Annotated in this window: 15 protein-coding genes; 11 read left to right on the forward strand and 4 right to left on the reverse strand. The window is 58.0% G+C overall.

All coding sequences use genetic code 11. From position 1 onward, the window contains the following. Nucleotides 1-79 precede the first annotated feature (79 nt). The 5 genes from ACOQFT_RS20025 (at nt 80) to ACOQFT_RS20045 (ending at nt 6,173) form a co-directional block, all read left to right on the forward strand. The gene (locus ACOQFT_RS20025; RefSeq protein WP_421599610.1) at nt 80-1,096 is read left to right on the forward strand and encodes a glycosyltransferase family 2 protein; all 1,017 of its coding nucleotides are present in this window, start codon (nt 80-82) and stop codon (nt 1,094-1,096) included. Between the two features lie 5 nt (nt 1,097-1,101). Continuing rightward, the gene (locus ACOQFT_RS20030) at nt 1,102-2,037 is read left to right on the forward strand and encodes a hypothetical protein (RefSeq protein WP_421599611.1); all 936 of its coding nucleotides are present in this window, start codon (nt 1,102-1,104) and stop codon (nt 2,035-2,037) included. Continuing rightward, a complete protein-coding gene (locus ACOQFT_RS20035; RefSeq protein WP_421599612.1) occupies nt 2,037-4,022 on the forward strand; it encodes a hypothetical protein in 1,986 nt (661 codons plus the stop codon). Before ACOQFT_RS20030 ends, ACOQFT_RS20035 begins: the two co-directional genes overlap by 1 nt. Nucleotides 4,023-4,159: 137 nt before the next feature. Further along, entirely contained in the window at nt 4,160-5,158 is a 999-nt protein-coding gene (locus tag ACOQFT_RS20040) for a glycosyltransferase family 2 protein (protein ID WP_421599613.1), read from the forward strand. A 31-nt stretch (nt 5,159-5,189) separates the two neighbouring features. Then, nucleotides 5,190-6,173, forward strand: a complete 984-nt coding sequence (locus ACOQFT_RS20045; protein WP_421599614.1) for a hypothetical protein — start codon at nt 5,190-5,192, stop codon at nt 6,171-6,173. Between the two features lie 3 nt (nt 6,174-6,176). Here the strand turns inward: ACOQFT_RS20045 and ACOQFT_RS20050 are convergent, their stop codons facing one another. Next, entirely contained in the window at nt 6,177-6,482 is a 306-nt protein-coding gene (locus ACOQFT_RS20050) for a DUF6476 family protein (RefSeq protein ID WP_421599615.1), read from the reverse strand. Between ACOQFT_RS20050 and ACOQFT_RS20055 the strand changes: the two genes are divergently transcribed. Next, nucleotides 6,481-7,515, forward strand: coding sequence for an RluA family pseudouridine synthase (locus ACOQFT_RS20055; protein WP_421599616.1), 1,035 nt, complete (start codon nt 6,481-6,483; stop codon nt 7,513-7,515). The genes ACOQFT_RS20050 and ACOQFT_RS20055 overlap by 2 nt on opposite strands. Nucleotides 7,516-7,661: 146 nt before the next feature. Next, a complete protein-coding gene (rpoH, locus tag ACOQFT_RS20060; RefSeq protein WP_421599617.1) occupies nt 7,662-8,558 on the forward strand; it encodes an RNA polymerase sigma factor RpoH in 897 nt (298 codons plus the stop codon). 47 nt (nt 8,559-8,605) lie between these two features. Here rpoH and ACOQFT_RS20065 read toward each other — a convergent pair whose 3' ends face one another. Next, complete coding sequence (locus tag ACOQFT_RS20065) at nt 8,606-9,685, reverse strand: fasciclin domain-containing protein (RefSeq protein WP_421599618.1); 1,080 nt, start codon at nt 9,683-9,685, stop codon at nt 8,606-8,608. A gap of 206 nt (nt 9,686-9,891) precedes the next feature. Continuing rightward, nucleotides 9,892-11,070, reverse strand: a complete 1,179-nt coding sequence (locus ACOQFT_RS20070) for a dipeptidase (RefSeq protein ID WP_421599619.1) — start codon at nt 11,068-11,070, stop codon at nt 9,892-9,894. Nucleotides 11,071-11,223: 153 nt separating this feature from the next. On the opposite strand from ACOQFT_RS20070, the gene ACOQFT_RS20075 reads away from it, so the two are divergent. From ACOQFT_RS20075 to ACOQFT_RS20090, 4 genes are all read left to right on the forward strand, one after another. Beyond that, complete coding sequence (locus ACOQFT_RS20075; RefSeq protein WP_421599620.1) at nt 11,224-12,198, forward strand: Gfo/Idh/MocA family protein; 975 nt, start codon at nt 11,224-11,226, stop codon at nt 12,196-12,198. Between the two features lie 59 nt (nt 12,199-12,257). After that, nucleotides 12,258-12,527 (forward strand): DksA/TraR family C4-type zinc finger protein, encoded by a 270-nt coding sequence (locus ACOQFT_RS20080; RefSeq protein ID WP_421599621.1) that lies wholly within the window; start codon nt 12,258-12,260, stop codon nt 12,525-12,527. A 12-nt stretch (nt 12,528-12,539) separates the two neighbouring features. Next, nucleotides 12,540-13,415, forward strand: coding sequence for a DMT family transporter (locus tag ACOQFT_RS20085; RefSeq protein WP_421599622.1), 876 nt, complete (start codon nt 12,540-12,542; stop codon nt 13,413-13,415). A 558-nt stretch (nt 13,416-13,973) separates the two neighbouring features. Next, nucleotides 13,974-14,645 carry a Crp/Fnr family transcriptional regulator gene (locus ACOQFT_RS20090; RefSeq protein WP_421599623.1) on the forward strand — a complete coding sequence of 224 codons (672 nt, stop codon included), beginning with the start codon at nt 13,974-13,976 and terminating at the stop codon, nt 14,643-14,645. 57 nt (nt 14,646-14,702) lie between these two features. Here the strand turns inward: ACOQFT_RS20090 and ACOQFT_RS20095 are convergent, their stop codons facing one another. Beyond that, entirely contained in the window at nt 14,703-16,523 is a 1,821-nt protein-coding gene (locus tag ACOQFT_RS20095; RefSeq protein WP_421599624.1) for a M3 family oligoendopeptidase, read from the reverse strand. Nucleotides 16,524-16,540: the final 17 nt, after the last annotated feature.

Genomic DNA, 16,540 nt, shown 5'->3' on the forward strand with positions numbered 1-16,540 from the left:
GGCGGGTAGAGTTGCACCAGTTTGCCGTGGATTATCTTTGTCGTGATTTCCTGTCTCGCCCACGCCCTCGGGGTTGTGTATGACGAACATCAATACAGATCGGGAAGTGTTGATGTCGCAGGCCATTACCGTATTCACCACGATGAAGAACGAAGGCCCCTATATGCTGGAATGGGTCGCGTTCCACAAAACGTTGGGGGTCGATCACTTTGTGATCTTTACCAATAACTGCGACGACGGCACCGATGATATTGCCCGCCGATTGCAGGATCTGGGGCTGGCCACCCATGTCTCGAACGAGGTCAAAGAGGGCGGCAACCCGCAACATCAGATGTTGCGGCGGGCGCGGCGTCAGCCCAAGGTCAAGGAAGCCGACTGGCTGCTGTGTCTGGATGTGGATGAGTTCTGGAATATTCGCCATGGCGACAATAGCTTTGACGCTCTGATTTCTGAGGTCGAGAACCGCGCGGGTCAGCCGGTGGATGCGATCTCATTCGCGTGGAAGCTGTTTGGAAGCTCGGGGAATATCAGCTTTGAAGACCGGCCGGTGACCGAAGTCTTCGAGATGGGGGATCAGGAGTTTCCCTATCACTCGGGCCGGGCCTACGGTCTGAAAACCCTGTTCCGCAACAACGGCAAGTTCACCCGGTTCGGACCGCATCGTCCGAAAGGGATTGAAGAGGGCAAGGAAAGCGAGGTCGCCTGGTCCGACGCTGGCGGTAATCTGTTCCCGGTGGAAAAGGTGGGGTGGCGGGCCTGGCCGGGGTTTGACCACTCGCTTGGACGTCTGCACCACTACTCGGTCCGGTCGCTGGATGGATTTCTGATCAAGCGCGACCGGGGGCGGACGAACCATATCAAGGTGGATCAGGGGCAATCCTACTGGCAGGACATGAATGCCAACAAAGAGGCCGACGCCTCGATTCAACCGATTGCCCGGCGTGCGGCACCGCTTCTGGAAGAGTTGAAGGCAGATCCGGTGCTGAGCGACTTACACAGGCAGGCCTGCGACTGGCACCGCGCCAAAATCGCCGAAATCAAAATGCGCCCGGATTGGGTGGATTTCCGGATGTGGCTGGCGGATAATCTCATCTGAGGATCATGGCAGACGACCTTTCGAAAGAGCAGCTGAAACCAGAACACCCCGACCGCAAGACGGGGTACGAGCGTATTCTGACCGATCCCGCGCCGCCGTGGTTCGTCGAACTTTACCCCGGCGGTGACGGCACCGGGTTCCTGCAAAAGCTCGAACGCCATTCAGTGCTTTTCCATCAACGCTCTGCGTCACAACTGGTTGTCAGCTTTGACAATATCGCCAACGCCAACGATCTGTCCTTTGCGCGCGAACCCTGGGGTTGGAAGTTTTTCCGCGATGAGGGGTGGTCGCATATGGGGGTCTTTGCGCGCTCCAAGGCGTGGTATCGCGACCTCGAGATCATCTCTTATTTCCAGAACCGCGCGGCCGAGGGGTTTTTTGACGCATTCGATCAGGTCGTCTTTGCCGGTGCCTCGATGGGCGGGTTCGGGGCGCTGGCTTTCTCTGAACTGGTGCCTGGTGCAAATGTCATCGCGTTCAACCCGCAGACCACGCTGGATGAACGACTGGTGCCGTGGGAGACCCGGTATCGCTTTGGCCAGGTGCAGGACTGGGACCTGCCTTTGGGCGACGCGGCGCAAACGGTGAAGATGGCAGGCAAGGCCTATGTGTTCTATGATCCGTTTTTTGACCTCGACAGGCAGCAGGTCACGCGGTTGCAGGGCGAAAACGTGGTATTGCTCAAGACGTGGTTTTCGAACCACTTCGCAGCCCCGATGCTGCGCAAGCTGGATATTCTCAAACCGGTGATGCTGAAGGCGATGGACGGATCGCTGCAGCCAGAGGAATTTTATCGGATGATGCGAGCGCGCCGTGGCCTGCCGATGGTCATGCGCGCCATCGCGGCGCAGGCAGGTGAGCGGCATCCCCAACTGGTCCGACAGGCCCGCCAGAGGTTCCGGGCGTTGCGTCGCGCTGCACTGGCCGAGAACTCTCAGTGATGCCTGCAAAAGGGGTGTTCATCGGACAGCGCAAGGACCGCATGGGCGCACGTCTGTTGATGATGCTGACCTGCATCCGTCTGGCCGAGGATTTCGGCACAACCTACAGGGTGAACTGGTTTCCGCAAGGATCAGACGCGCCCGAACTGGATCAGCCACAGGAGTTGTTCGCGCGGGACTGGATGGATGCGCGCTTTCTCAGCGGTAAGGAATTCGACCGGCTTGCCAAAAAGGCCCTGCCGATCTGGGCCTTTCAGGGGGACAAGACCCCGGATCGTCTGGTTGCGCATCTCGACGCGGGCCGCTCGGTTCTGGTCGAGGAAGGGTTCGAAGTGCTGGCCTTCCCGTGGGAGGATATCGAGGCGATCCGCCCGCGATACCGGGATTTCATCCATCAGATCGGTTTCACGGACAAGATCCGCGCCATCATGGCCCGCGCGGATGAAAAGTTATCGGGGCAGGGCGTGTCGGCCTATCACATCCGCCGCGGAGACATTCTGAACGGATTGCCCTGGAAGCACACGACCTGGCCCGCAAAGATCGAACCGGAAGAGTTGTACGAGGCGCATCTGGAGAAAACCGCCGGTCAAGCGGCCATCATGTTCTCGGATCAACCCGAACTGATCGCCCGGTTCCAGAAGCGTTTCCCTAAGCTGTTGCGGATGTCGGACATCGCGGATGTTTCGGACATGACGCGGGCGCAGCGCGACTTTCTTGAGCTGTATACGATGTCACGGGCCGAGCAGGTGGTGGCGCCGTACATATCGGCGTTTTCAATGGCCGCTGCCCGAATCTCGGGGCGGCAACGATTGGTGTTCAAGGATGTCTTGGCCGAAGAAGAAATCTCGCGGGCCAATCATCACGTGGTTGATCGTGTGTCCAAAGGACCCGGCGCCTTTCTGAACCCGTCTGAGGCGGCACATATCTTTGCCAAGGCCGCGCAGTATCTGAGCGCGCGCGATGAAATAGATACAGCCTACGATCTGGCCCAACCCATTCTGGAGGCCGGGGCCGACAACGCCTTCATGCCGCTTTTGCAGGCGATAAACTGTTTCTACCTGTCCAAGTGGAAAGAATGCGAAAAGCTTGCCGCAGCCGGCTTGGACAACAAAAACCTGTGGTCCGAGGACTATGCGGTCTTGCTTGCGTTGCGCGCTGCCACGCTGGGGGCGCAAAAGAAACGGTGGTCGGCCAGCCGTTACCTGGCGCGGGCGTTCTGGGGCAAGCCTTTGCGTCCGGATGTGGCGGTGTTGGCGTCCCGAATGTTGTACCGCGATCAGATTTCCGCCCGGCTGTTTCCGCCGACGGACTGGCAGGTGCAGAGACAGGTGCGGCGGCGGCGCTTCCCACCGTTCAACAACCTGTATCTGGTGCAGCACAAGGTACTGGTCAGGCAGCCTTGCAATTTCGATTTCGTCCTAATGGACTGGTCCGATCTGGCCCTGGATCAAAAAGCCCGCAGAATTCTTGACGATCGCGCCCGGTTGGAGCGTTTGAGCGAGGGGTTCGACACCCTCGAAGGTATCACCGATGATGATCCGGGTGTTCTGGGGGGCAGAACTATGCTGCATTGGCATTTGGGTGCTGTCAGCTTGTCACAGGCCATTGATGAAATGCGAAAAATCACGTCGGGTTGGCCGGAAAACCCGCTTTATCACAAAAGGCTGTCGACGCTTTATGAGGCGGATGGCGATTTGCCCCGTGCCCGGATGACACTGGCCGAGGCATTGGCCTGCGATCCCGGAAACCCCTTTCTGGTGTTTGCGATGGGGAAGTTTCTGGAACGGAATGAAGCCGCCGAGCAAGGGCAAAACCAGATCGTTCAGGCGGCTGACCTCGATGACAACTCGGCGGTCATTCAGGGTGAAGCCGGGCAGATTTACCTGCGGCGCGGCAAAAAGGGCAAGGCGCGGCCCTATCTGCAAAAGGCGAATGACCTGTTTCCGCCGTTCAAGCGTTTTGCAAACCAGTTGGCCCGGACCTGATGAGAATGGCACAGGCGTTCAAAACGATGCTGGATACCTCTTGGCTGTTGCGCCGGGTAAGCCTAGTCTGTGGCCCGAGCGAAAACCGCAGGATTATGGGCGCAAGTTCAATAAGCGGTATAATACGAGGCGAGTAAGTGTCTGACCACGATCCCCGATATATCAGCGTGACCCCGATGAAAAACGAGGGTCCCTTTGTGCTGGAGTGGGTGGCCCATTGCCGTGCGATCGGTATCGATCAGATTGTCGTGATGACCAATGACTGCACAGACGGTACGGATACGCTGCTGCAGCGGCTGGATGAAAGGGGCATCCTGATCCATGTCGACAACAATGCACGCCGCCAGAGCAACCCACAGAAACGGGCATACAGGAAATTCCTGAAGATGGAGATCGCGCGACCCCAGGATTGGGTGCTGGTGATCGACGCTGACGAACACATCAACATCAAAACCGGTGACAACACGCTGCGGGCGCTGACTGATGCCGTGCCGGATGCGAAAATGATATCGATGACATGGCGTCTGTTCGGGAATGCGGGTGTCGTACGGTACGAAGACCGGTTCCTGTCGGATCAGTTCCGGCGCGCGGCGCCGCAGCAAAAACCTCGCCCGCCGCAGGCTTGGGGTTTCAAGACGATGTTCCGGCGCGAGCTTTGGGACACACTGGGGGTTCACCGGCCAAAGCGACCCACGGTCGAAACAATGGAAGAGTGCCATTGGTACAATGGATCGGGGCGGTTGATGCCGGACCGATACTTTACCGGCAGCTGGCGTTCTGCGCGGGATTCCGTTGGCTATGATCTGGTGCAGATCAACCACTATGCGCTGAAATCCTGCGAAAGCTATCTGGTCAAGAAACTGCGCGGTCGTGCCCACCATACGGGGGAAAGCCTTGGCATGGAGTATTGGGACATGATGAACCATAACGCCGAGGAAGACGGTTCAATCGATGCCATCCTCGACCGCAAGCGCGAGCAGTATTACGAATTGCTCGCGGACCCCGAGACAGCCCGGTTGCACCATATGTCCTGTGACCTGCACAGACAGAAGATTGCGCAACTGCGCGAACAGCCTGAGATGCAGGAGTTGATGCAGCGGATGACGGCGGATTTTGCGACCAGTCTAAACGAATGAGCGGGACCACATCTGAAACAGGAGGCGTCTGATGCTCTGGCTGCATTTGGGTATGCCCAAGACCGGCACGACTGCGCTTCAGGGTTATGTGCAGCAGAACGGGGCTCTGCTTGCCGATGTGGGGCTGCGCTATATGGAAACCGGACGGCGGCGCCATGAAGGGCAGGGGCGTCTTGCGATCAGTCACAACATCATTGCCTTCCACATGAACCAGACCAATCAGCCGATGGACATGTTTCGCGAGGCTATGGCTATCGAATACGAAGCGCACAGAGATCAGGCCTGTCTGGTGTCGTCCGAGATGTTCTACAACTGCGATCTGACCAAGCTGGCGCAAGTCTTTGCGGAAATCCCCTCGCGCGAGTTGCGGATCACCTACTATTGCCGCAGGTATTCTGATTTTCTTGAGGCGGATTACAAGCAGCGCGCCAAGAACGGCCGATTGGGGGGCAGTGCAACCGACTATGTCCGCAACTTGTTGGACAGGATCAAGGCTGACCCCGGTATCTACAGTTTCTCGGCGAAAATGGATCGAATCCGTCAGGCGTTTCCGGGGGTCGCCGTTTCGCCGCTCCTGTATGATCGTTCTCAGATGGTGCAGGGGAACGTGATCGATGATTTCATGTCGCATATCGGTGTGTCTTTGCCCGATGGCTGGGTGGCTGATCGGCCCTCGAACCCGTCGCAGTCCCGGGCCGCCAGCGAGGCCTTTGGCATTGTGACGCGGGCGCTAGGCCGGCAGGCAAGCCGCCGCCTGCGTAGGCGCGTGGTCGAAGAACCGGTCATGATCCGACGTTTTGACGTTTTGGAACCGGCTGAACGGGCCTGGCTGGACGAATTCGTCGCCCGCCACGATGTGCCTTTCCAGCAGGAGTTTTTCCCCGAACGGCCCCAGTTGTTTGCCCCTGTTGAACTGAGCGAAGACGATCAGAAATTCCGCCGCGACACGGCGCAGGAATATGACGCCCTGCGTCGCGCGTCCGAGATCGTGTTCCGCATGGCGCTGGAAAACTGAGTATCAGGGCTCGATGGCGATTTCCTGACGCTGGCGGCCGGTTGTCTTGTCAAAGATCAGAATGCGGTTGTCGTCCGTCACCACCGCGTACCAATTGTTGCCGATGGTCACGGCCTGCGCCTTAGCGCCGTTGGGCAGTTCGACCTGATCGGGCAGGGTGGGGGTTCTGTCCGATAGCCGGATGACAATCAGTGCGAATGTCACTAGAACCCCGCCAATCATCACCGCGGTCAGCAGCATGACCATCCTCCGCAGCAGGCGAAGCTGTGGCGTTTCCTGCGGTTCTTGGGGTTCGGAAGGGACAGTCATGGGCACTCGCCAGATAGAATTTCAGATCGCGGCCGATCCGCCGCCACGCCTTGATAAGGCGCTTTCGCGCGATGTGCCAGCCGAGGAAAATCTGTCGCGCACGCGGCTGACCAAGTTGATCGACGAAGGTGCAGTCCTGATCAATGGCGCTGAGGCGCGCGACCCCAAGGCCAAAGTTGCCGAAGGCGCCTCAGTGACGATCACCGTGGGTGAAGCTGAAGACAGCCATATCGGCCCCGAAAACATCCCGCTGGAGGTCGTCTTCGAGGACGCCGACCTGATCGTCATCAACAAACCGGCGGGCATGGTTGTACATCCCGCGCCAGGTTCGCCGAACGGGACGCTGGTGAATGCGCTGCTGCACCATTGTGGCGATGACCTGTCTGGGGTGGGCGGAGTAAAACGTCCAGGTATCGTGCACCGCATCGATAAGGAAACCAGCGGTCTTCTGGTCGTTGCCAAATCGGACGCGGCACATCACGGACTTGCGGCCCAGTTCGAGGCGCACACGGTCGAGCGATACTACCGCGCGATTTGCTACGGCGTGCCCGATGCCAACGACCCCCGTCTGCGCGGGGTAAAAGGCGTCAGCTTTGAGCCCGGCAACATCATGCGCCTGACCACGCAATTGGCCCGGCACAAAACCGACCGGCAACGACAGGCGGTGCTGTTTCACGGAGGTCGCCACGCGGTGACGCGGGCGCGCGTGGTTGAAGCATTCGGTAACCCGACAGGGCTGGCGTTGATCGAATGCTGGCTGGAAACCGGCCGCACGCATCAGATTCGTGTTCACATGGCCCATGCCGGGCATGGTCTGGTGGGCGACCCGGTTTATGGGGGTAAGCGCAAACTGGCGGCCAAAGCGTTCAGTGTTGCGACCGCCGAGGCTGTCCGCGCCTTTCCGCGCCAGGCGCTTCATGCTGCCGTTTTGGGCTTTGAACACCCGGTAACGAGTGAAAACCTGCGTTTTGAGGCCGAACTGCCGGACGACATGCAGAAACTGATTGAACAGCTGCGCGTGCCGCTGACATAATGCGCAAAGTTACGTGAATAAGGCTTTCTTAGGTTTCCTTTATCTAACGTTAATTCCAAACTGTTAACGGTACCTCTTGAACGAGTCGGTACGGATTCCCATATCCTATGTTAACGACTTAAACATTTGTCGGAGGGACATGAAACATGGCAAATTACGCAAATCTTCCCGCACCGACGCCGGAAGGCGGACTGAACCGCTATATGCAGGAGATTCGCAAGTTTCCCCTGCTGGAGCCGGAAGAAGAATACATGCTGGCCAAGCGTTGGGTTGAAGAACAAGATACTGAAGCCGCACATAAAATGGTCACTTCGCATCTGCGATTGGCTGCCAAGATCGCCATGGGCTATCGCGGCTACGGCTTACCTCAGGCCGAGGTGATTTCCGAGGCCAATGTGGGGCTGATGCAGGCGGTCAAAAAGTTCGACCCGGAAAAGGGCTTCCGGTTGGCGACCTATGCAATGTGGTGGATTCGTGCCTCGATCCAGGAATACGTCCTGCGGTCATGGTCGATGGTGAAACTGGGCACGACATCGGCGCAGAAAAAGCTGTTCTTTAACCTGCGCAAAGCCAAGGCCCGCATCGGCGCTCTGGAAGAGGGTGATCTGCGCCCAGAGAACGTCAAACAGATCGCCGAAGATCTGGGCGTGACCGAAGAGGAAGTCATCAGCATGAACCGCCGGATGTCCGGTGGCGATGCCTCGCTGAACGCGACCGTTGGGTCCGAAGGCGAAGGCACGATGCAGTGGCAGGACTGGCTTGAGGATGAAGATGCCGACCAGGCCGGTGACTATGAGGCGCGCGATGAACTGGACGCGCGGCGCGAGTTGCTGGCTGCGGCGCTGGACGTGCTGAACGATCGGGAAAAGGACATCCTGACTCAGCGCCGTCTGATGGATCAGCCCGTCACACTGGAAGAGCTGAGCACGCAGTACAATGTAAGCCGCGAGCGCATTCGCCAGATCGAGGTTCGCGCCTTCGAGAAGCTGCAGAAAAAGATGCGTGAACTGGCGCGTGAAAAAGGAATGCTGGGTACGGCCTGAGACCTGCCCAAGCTGAGAAAGCCCGCCTTGAATGGCGGGCTTTTTTGTTACGCGAAGACAAAATCGCTTTCGGACAACTGCTCGGCCCGCACCCCAATCAGGTCTATGCTGTCGCCATCCGCCAACGCGATCGTTGTGCTGTAGAACCCGCCCGAGATGTTGTCTTCGATGTCCTCGAAGCTGTGAATGCCGTCATAGGCGCTGAGGTCGATCTTGTCCTTGCCGACCTTGAAGTCGAGGATAAGGTCCTCTCCGTCGCCATCGTCAAAGAAGAAGGTATCGTGCCCGCGTCCGCCGATCAGAAAATCATCTCCGGCTCCGCTATCTATCAGATCCTTGCCGCGACCGCCAAAGATGGAATCATCGCCTTCGTCACCGCGCAGGATGTCCTTGCCGCGACCACCGAACATGATGTCATGTCCGCTGCCGCCCAAGGCAACATCATTGCCGCGCCCGGCGATGATGAAGTCATTGCCACCACCGCCATGGACAAAGTCATGACCGCGTCCGGTAAAGTGAAACTCGTCCGAGTCGTCGCCAAGGATGAAATCCGTGTTCTTCTGCCCCAGAATGCCGGTAACCGAGACTGGCAGCAGCACGCCGTCAAGGACGTGGATGATCCCGTTCGAGGCCTCGACGTCGAAGGCAATCAGCCCTGGATCCGCAATGCCGGGGTCCGCGTCTTCGAGGCTTGGAGGGGTGCTCAGCAGGTTCAGTTCCAGACTTTTTCCCAATAAGGTTTCGATCTGGGCGCCGTCCCCAAGGCCGACAACGGCTTCTTTGGTGAATGATCCGTCGACGACGTGATATTTGAGGATGTTGGTCAGCAAGGGCAGGGGATCACCGCCGCCCAGCAGGGTCAGCGCCTTCACGATGTACCCAAGTGCCCCGGCCTCATCCGAGCCGCCATAGCCCAAGGCCTGCGCCAGGGCCACGAAGGCTGCGTCGGTTGGTGCGAATACGGTCAGGTCAACCGCGTCGCTGTCCAGTGTTCCAGCAAGTCCTGCCGCGATAACGGCTTCGCGGAGGATGTCGAAATCGTCTCCATTGTTGTCGAATGTTCCCGGATTTCCGCTGATTTGAATAACGCGTTCCGTGATCGTTGGTCCGTCTGTCATGTCTGGCATTTCGGTTCATCTCCCACCCTGTTTGTCGCCATTGGTTGGGGAAAGGCCTGCAAGGGCACAACTTCCCACCGGCGATACAATTGGTACGGGGGTGGTCGGAATACGGATCACGAAATTCGGATGTCGCGATTTGAATCGGACGTTAAGCCGCTCATTCTTGCGCAAAATCCGAACGTGAAATCATGCGGTTGTGGCGCAGGTTTCATCTAGTGCAATTGTTGCCTGAAAACGCGCACCATGTTTTCACCCATCACCTTGCGAACCTGCGTTTCGGTCAGACCCTGCGCCAGCAAGGCCGATGTCAAGGCGGCCAGCTCCGAGGTGTCAAACGCCGTTTCGACCGAACCATCATAGTCCGATCCCAGTGACACGTGATCCTCTCCCACGGTTTCAATCGCAGCTTTGATCATCTTGGCGATACCCGTCGGAGTGATGTCGCCGCAGGTCACATCCGCCCAATACCCCATGCCGATGACGCCTCCGGTTGCGGCGATCTCCTGCATCAGGTTGTCCGGAAAGTTGCGTTTGATCGGGCAGAACCCGTGCAGGCCGCCGTGGCTGACAATCAGGGGGACGTCGGTCATGGCGATCACTTCCCGGGCGACCTGTGGGCTGGAGTGCGCAAGGTCGATGACCACAGGGCGCTGAGCCAGTTCGGACACCACCTGACGGCCGAAATCGGTCAGGCCAGTGCCGCCAAACCCATGCAGCGACCCGCCCAGTTCGTTGTCGAAAAAGTGGTGCAGGCCAAAGACGCGGTGCCCGGCATCGAACAGCGTGTCCAGATTGCTCAGTTCCCCTTCCAACGCATGTGCGCCTTCGATGCCAAGAATGCCACCGACAACCGGTTGGCCCGCGGCTCGGGCGGACAATACAGCGTCCAGATCGGCCTGGGTTTTCACAACCTTCAAGCGCCCATCCGAGGCAGCCTCGAACTGGTGCAGCTTTTCGGCCTGATAGACAGCGCGTTCCTTCAGACTATCCCAGGTGCGCAGGGGCCAAAGCTGTCCGATTGCAAGAAGAGTGATGTTGTCGAACGCCTCGGCCGAATTGGCCTCATAGTTCTGCCCGGCGGGGGATTTGGTCACGGCAGTAAAGACCTGCAAGGCGACATTGCCTTCGATCAGGCGGGGGATATCAACCTGACCCCGTGCGCCGCGCTCGGTCAGATCACGGCTCCACAACAGCGGGTCTGCGTGCAGGTCGCCGACAATCAGGGTCTCGTGCAAGGCGGCGGCGTCACCGGATACGTCAAAGGGGGTATGATTGATCACATTGTTGCGCTTTGCTTCGATGTAGGGCGGTAGAACCCCGAAAAACACCACTGCGCCGATGATCACGGCAAGCACAAGCAGTCCACCTATCCATTTGAAGACCCTCTTCATTCTCACTCCCTCTCGACTGATGAGGGCAGATTAGGGCGGTACGGTGCAGATAAAAGCCTGACTTAACGTCGGTGGGTTGCTAGAAGGACGGAAAAAGGGTTGTTAGCGATAACCGTCGAATTACATCCTTATTCACCCATGTCGGAGGGACATATGCAACAACCAGTTCAATGGGGTGTTCTGGGCGCCGCCAAATTTGCGCGCCAGTTCATGGCGCCGGCGATCCATGCGGCCAATGGGGCACGTCTGGCAGGGCTGGCGACGTCAAGCGCAGACAAGGCCAAACCGTTCCAGGCCTTTTGCCCCGACCTGACGATCTTTAACAGCTACGAGGCGATGCTGGCCGATCCTCAGATCGAAGCCGTCTACATCCCGCTGCCCAATCACCTGCATGTGGAATGGGCCCTCAAGGCGCTGGACGCAGGCAAGCATGTGCTGTGTGAAAAGCCCATGGCCATGACTGCGACCGAGTTCGCGCCGCTGATCAAAAAGCGGGATGAGACCGGGTTGCTGGCGGCCGAGGCCTATATGATCGTGCATCACCCGCAGTGGCAGTTGGTGCGAAAGCTGATTGCGGACGGGGCCATCGGTAGGCTGGTGCATGTGACCGGTGCGTTCAGTTTTGACAATCGCGCGGATACCACGAACATCCGCAACCGAGCAGAAACCGGTGGCGGAGGGCTGCGGGATATCGGCGTCTACGTGATCGGCGGCGCACGGTTTGCGACGGGGCAGGAACCGGTGCAGGTCGACTCCGCGATCCGGTGGGAGGACGGGATCGACACCTTTACCGAGATCCGCGCGCAATTCCCGGATTTCACCTATTCCAGTTATGTCTCGATCCGGATGCACCCGCATCAGGAAATGGTGTTTCATGGCGAAGGCGGTGTGATCCGTCTGACCGCGCCATTCAACGCGCGGGTCTTTGGCGAAGCGCGGGTTGAGCTGCACCGCCCGGGGCTTGAGCTTCAAGTCACGCGCTTTCCGGGCGACGACCATTACAAACTGCAGGTTGAGGCGTTTTGCCGTTCGGTACGCGAAGGGGCAGACTATCCGTGCCCGCTGGAATTCTCGCGCGGGACGCAGGAAATGATTGATCGGGTTTTGAAAGGGGCCGTGCCTCTCTGACTTGCCACGTCCCGCGCAGCCGGGCTAATCTGGCGGGCACCTGATCAGGAGAGAGGCCCATGGCAGGCGGTTGGGCGCGCGATGGCGCGGTAAGTGAACAGATTGAGGCGTCCATATCGGACGAACTGGCCCGGATGCAGGCGCAAAAGCGCCCCGTTGGGGAAAGCCTGACCCATTGCGCCGAGTGCGAAGAGCCGATTCCCGAAAAACGACGGCTGGCCTTGCCGGGCGTCAAGCTGTGCCTCGATTGCCAGCAAGAGCGCGATGGGACCTACAAAAATCGCGCAGGTATCAATCGGCGCGGCTCCAAAGACAGTCAGCTGAAATAAGCGGGCAGAGGGATGCCCAAAACCAACCTTCTGCAAAACGGTCTGGTTCTTGGGTTTCTCGCCGCATTCCTGTGGGGCACGCACAGCGTCATTGTCCGTTATCTAACCAGCGATCTGGGTGGGCTGCAAATCGCCGTTACGCGCCTGTTTATCGCGGCTCTGGCGATCTATTGCATGCTGCGGGTGATGCGGGTTTCCGTGTCGATCCGGCTGGGGGACTGGAACTTTCGACTGGCCGTTTTGTCCACCGTAGTCAACTATATCCTGTTCCATATCGGGCTCGAGCATACCGGTGCCGCAAATGCGATGGTGTTAGAGAACACAGCACCGTTCTTTGTTCTGGTATTCCTGTATTTCATTGCCGACACGCCGGTCACACGCACCGACGTTCTGGCCACCGGTTTGGCCATTCTGGGTGTTTTTCTGACCGTTTACCAAGATTTTCAGGGGGGCGGAGAACCCTTGTTCGGCGATCTTCTGGAAATCGGGGCGGGGCTCAGCTGGGCGGTGTTTCTGGTCTCCAGCAGCCGGGCGATGCGCAACTCGGAATCGACGGGAGAACGGTTGAATTTCCTGTTCGGCATCTTCACGTGCGCGGGCGTGCTGTTGCTGCCTCTGGCCATGTTCTCACTGCAGGTGCCAACGGTCAATGACGTGGTGTTCCTGCTTTTGTTGGGGGTGTTGCCAACCGCGCTGGCCTACTATCTTTGGTATGAGGCTGCCGCGCGGGTGTCGACGCTGACCGCGACGCTGATGTTTGCTGCATCCGTCGTGTTCACCTTCATCAACTCGGCCCTGTTTCTGGGGGCCGCAATCACACCGATTGCAGCCCTCGGAGCCGTGTTGATCGTGGCCGCCGTATTCCTGACGACCAATGGCCAAAAGTGATCCCCCTTCCATTGCACCCAGTTCGTCGATGAAACCCGTTATCATCGATAGGCCCTTGTCCCGGAATTTCGGATTACTTGCGTTCAGGCCGAACGGCGCCAGCAGTTTCCTGTGATGCTTCGATATCAGTAGAGACGCCCATGTCAGGATGCCGGGCGCGGTAAGTGAACAGATAGAGGTGTCCAAGTCCGAGAGACCGCCCCGGATGCGGTCACAAAAGTGCCTCGCGGGGGAAATTCTGACCCATTGCGCCGAGTGTTAAATGCCGATTCCCGATAAACGGCGACTGGTCGGTCTTATTGTGCGTTATGTTGTGCTTGGACTGCCGAAAGAAACGTGATGGCGCAGCACGATTCCGGGGTCAAGAATAACGGCAACGGTCAAAGGGTAGCTAACTGAAATAGCTGTACTATGGGGCATTTATTGTTCAGTTTTTTTGCGATCACATTCCGGGTTGTGAATTTATTCCAAGATTACAATTGCTTAAAAATTGATCCATATCAAACTGATATTTGTTTGCTTCCATTAGCAGGGTTTTGTTCTCAGCCGGAAGCCGCCATGTTTGACTTTAGTCAAGATTATCAACAGCCCAGTCCATTGTTAGAGCAACTGTCGCCGAAAGTGCGCAAATGCTTGTTATCTCGTTCTCAAAAGAAGTCTTTTACTCGAGGCCAGACGATTTGTTTGCAAGATGAACCGTGTCGATCTTTGAAGATCGTATTGGAGGGGTGGGTCAAGCTTTACCGGGTTTCGCCGTCGGGCCATGAGGCAATGTTGGCGATGCTAACAAGCGGGCAGAGTTTCGATGAAATCTGGGCGTTGCGTGGTGCACCAAGCGCAGCCAATGTCGAGGCCGTCTCGGATTGCGAAATTCTGTTTCTTGATATCTCGGCTGTGTGCGCCTGTCACAACGCAATGCATGAAATCGCCGTGGCTGTGCTGTCCGCGGCATCCTCCCATTTGCATGAAATGATGCACGAGGTGGAAGAACTGAAGGTTCTGACCGGCTATGAACGCTTGTGCAATTTTCTGGTTCGGTTGTCCGGCAAACAGGGCGGTCAAAGCAGGCTTGAGTTGCCATTCGACAAGGTCGTTCTGGCTTCGATGCTTGGGATGAAGCCAGAAAGCCTGTCTCGTGCGTTTGGCAAGCTGCGTCATATCGGCGTTGAGAGTGAATACAAATCCGTCATTATTCATGATCTCGAGCGGCTCAGGAGCGTTGTCGCATAACAAAACGCGCCCGAAGCGTATACGGGCGCGTTGTAGATTTGCCTGAGAATCTGGGGTTTATTCTTCCATCGCTTCCAGTTCGTCGATGAAGCCTGAGATCATCGACAGGCCCTTGTCCCAGAATTTGGGATCACTTGCGTCCAGCCCGAACGGTGCCAGCAGTTCCTTGTGATGCTTCGATCCACCTGCACGCAGCATCTCGAAATACTTGTCCTCGAACCCTTCCGATCCGCTTGCGTAAACCGAATACAGCGCGTTCACCAAGCCGTCTCCAAACGCATAGGCATAGACGTAGAAGGGCGAGTGCACGAAGTGCGGAATATAGGCCCAGAAGGTCTCATACCCTTCCATGAATTCGAACGCCGGGCCAAGGCTTTCGGCCTGAACGCTCATCCACAGGGCGTTGATGTCGTCCGGGGTCAGCTCACCTTCGCGGCGGGCGGCGTGCAGTTTGCATTCAAAGTCGTAAAAGGCGATCTGGCGCACCACCGTGTTGATCATGTCCTCGACTTTACCGGCCAGCAGAACCTTGCGCTGTTCCGGAGTTTCGGCCTGATCCAGCATTTTGCGGAAGGTCAGCATCTCGCCAAAAACGCTTGCGGTTTCGGCCAGTGTCAGCGGAGTCGAGGACAGCATCTCGCCCTGATCGGCGGCCAGTACCTGGTGGACGCCGTGGCCCAGCTCGTGCGCCAGGGTCATCACGTCGCGCGGTTTGCCCAGATAGTTGAGCATCACATAGGGATGCACGTCTGTCACGGTCGGATGCGCGAACGCGCCCGGAGCCTTGCCCGGTTTCACCGCAGCATCGATCCAGCCTTTTGAGAAGAACGGCGCCGCGATTTCTGCCATGCGGGGATCGAAGGCGTTGTAGGCGTCCATCACGGTCTTTTCGGCCTCATCCCAGCCGACGACGCGGGTGTCTTCCATCGGCAGCGGCGCGTTGCGGTCCCAGACCTGCATCACGTCCAGCCCCAGCCATTTGCGTTTCAGCTCGTAATAACGATGGCTGAGCTTGGGGTAGGCTGCCACGACGGCCTCGCGCAGGGCTTCGACCACCTCGGGTTCGACGTCGTTTGACAGGTGGCGACCGGTCTGCGCGGTTGGCATGTTTCGCCAGCGATCGACGATTTCTTTTTCCTTGGCCTGCGTGTTGTGGACACGGGCGAAAGTCTTGATGTTGTCCCGAAACACGGCAGCCAACTCGCGCGAGGCAGCTTCACGTTTGCTGCGATCCTGTTCCGTCAGCAGGTTCAGGGTGCCTTCGATATTCAGCTCTTCGCCGTCGACCTCAAAGGTCAGCCCGGCAATGGTTTCGTCGAACAGGCGTTCCCATGCATCGCCGACTACACCCAGATCATGCAGGAATTTTTCCAGCTCATCGGACAGTTGATAAGGCTTCATCGCGCGAATGCGGCGGAAGACCGGCTCATACCGCGCCAGATCGGCATTGGCGTCGAAATGCGCCTTCAGCGCGTCATCGTCGATGCGGTTGATTTCCAGTGTGAAGAACACCAGCGGTGTGGTGAAGACCGTGATCTTTTCCTGCATGTCCGACAGGAACTTGGCGCGCTCGGCATCGGTGGTCAGCTGGTAATAGCGCAGGCCCGCGAACGACATGATGCGCCCGGCAATCGAGTTGATCTTTTCGTTGCGCTGGACGCAGGTCAGAAGGCCAGCAACATCCAGACCCGCCAGCTTGCCTTCGTAATCGGCTGCAAAAGACGCGCATTCGCCCTCCAACCAGTCCAGATCGCGGTCCAGTTCCGGCGCTTCTTCCGAACTGTAGAGGTCGGTCAGATCCCATTCTGGCAGGTTGCCAAGATCGCCGGCGCCTCCAACTGCGTTTGCATCTCGGACGGGAAAGGGAAGGTCGCGCATGGATCACCTCGGAATAT

It is taken from the genome of Ruegeria sp. MALMAid1280, assembly GCF_049195285.1.
Taxonomy (GTDB): domain Bacteria; phylum Pseudomonadota; class Alphaproteobacteria; order Rhodobacterales; family Rhodobacteraceae; genus Ruegeria.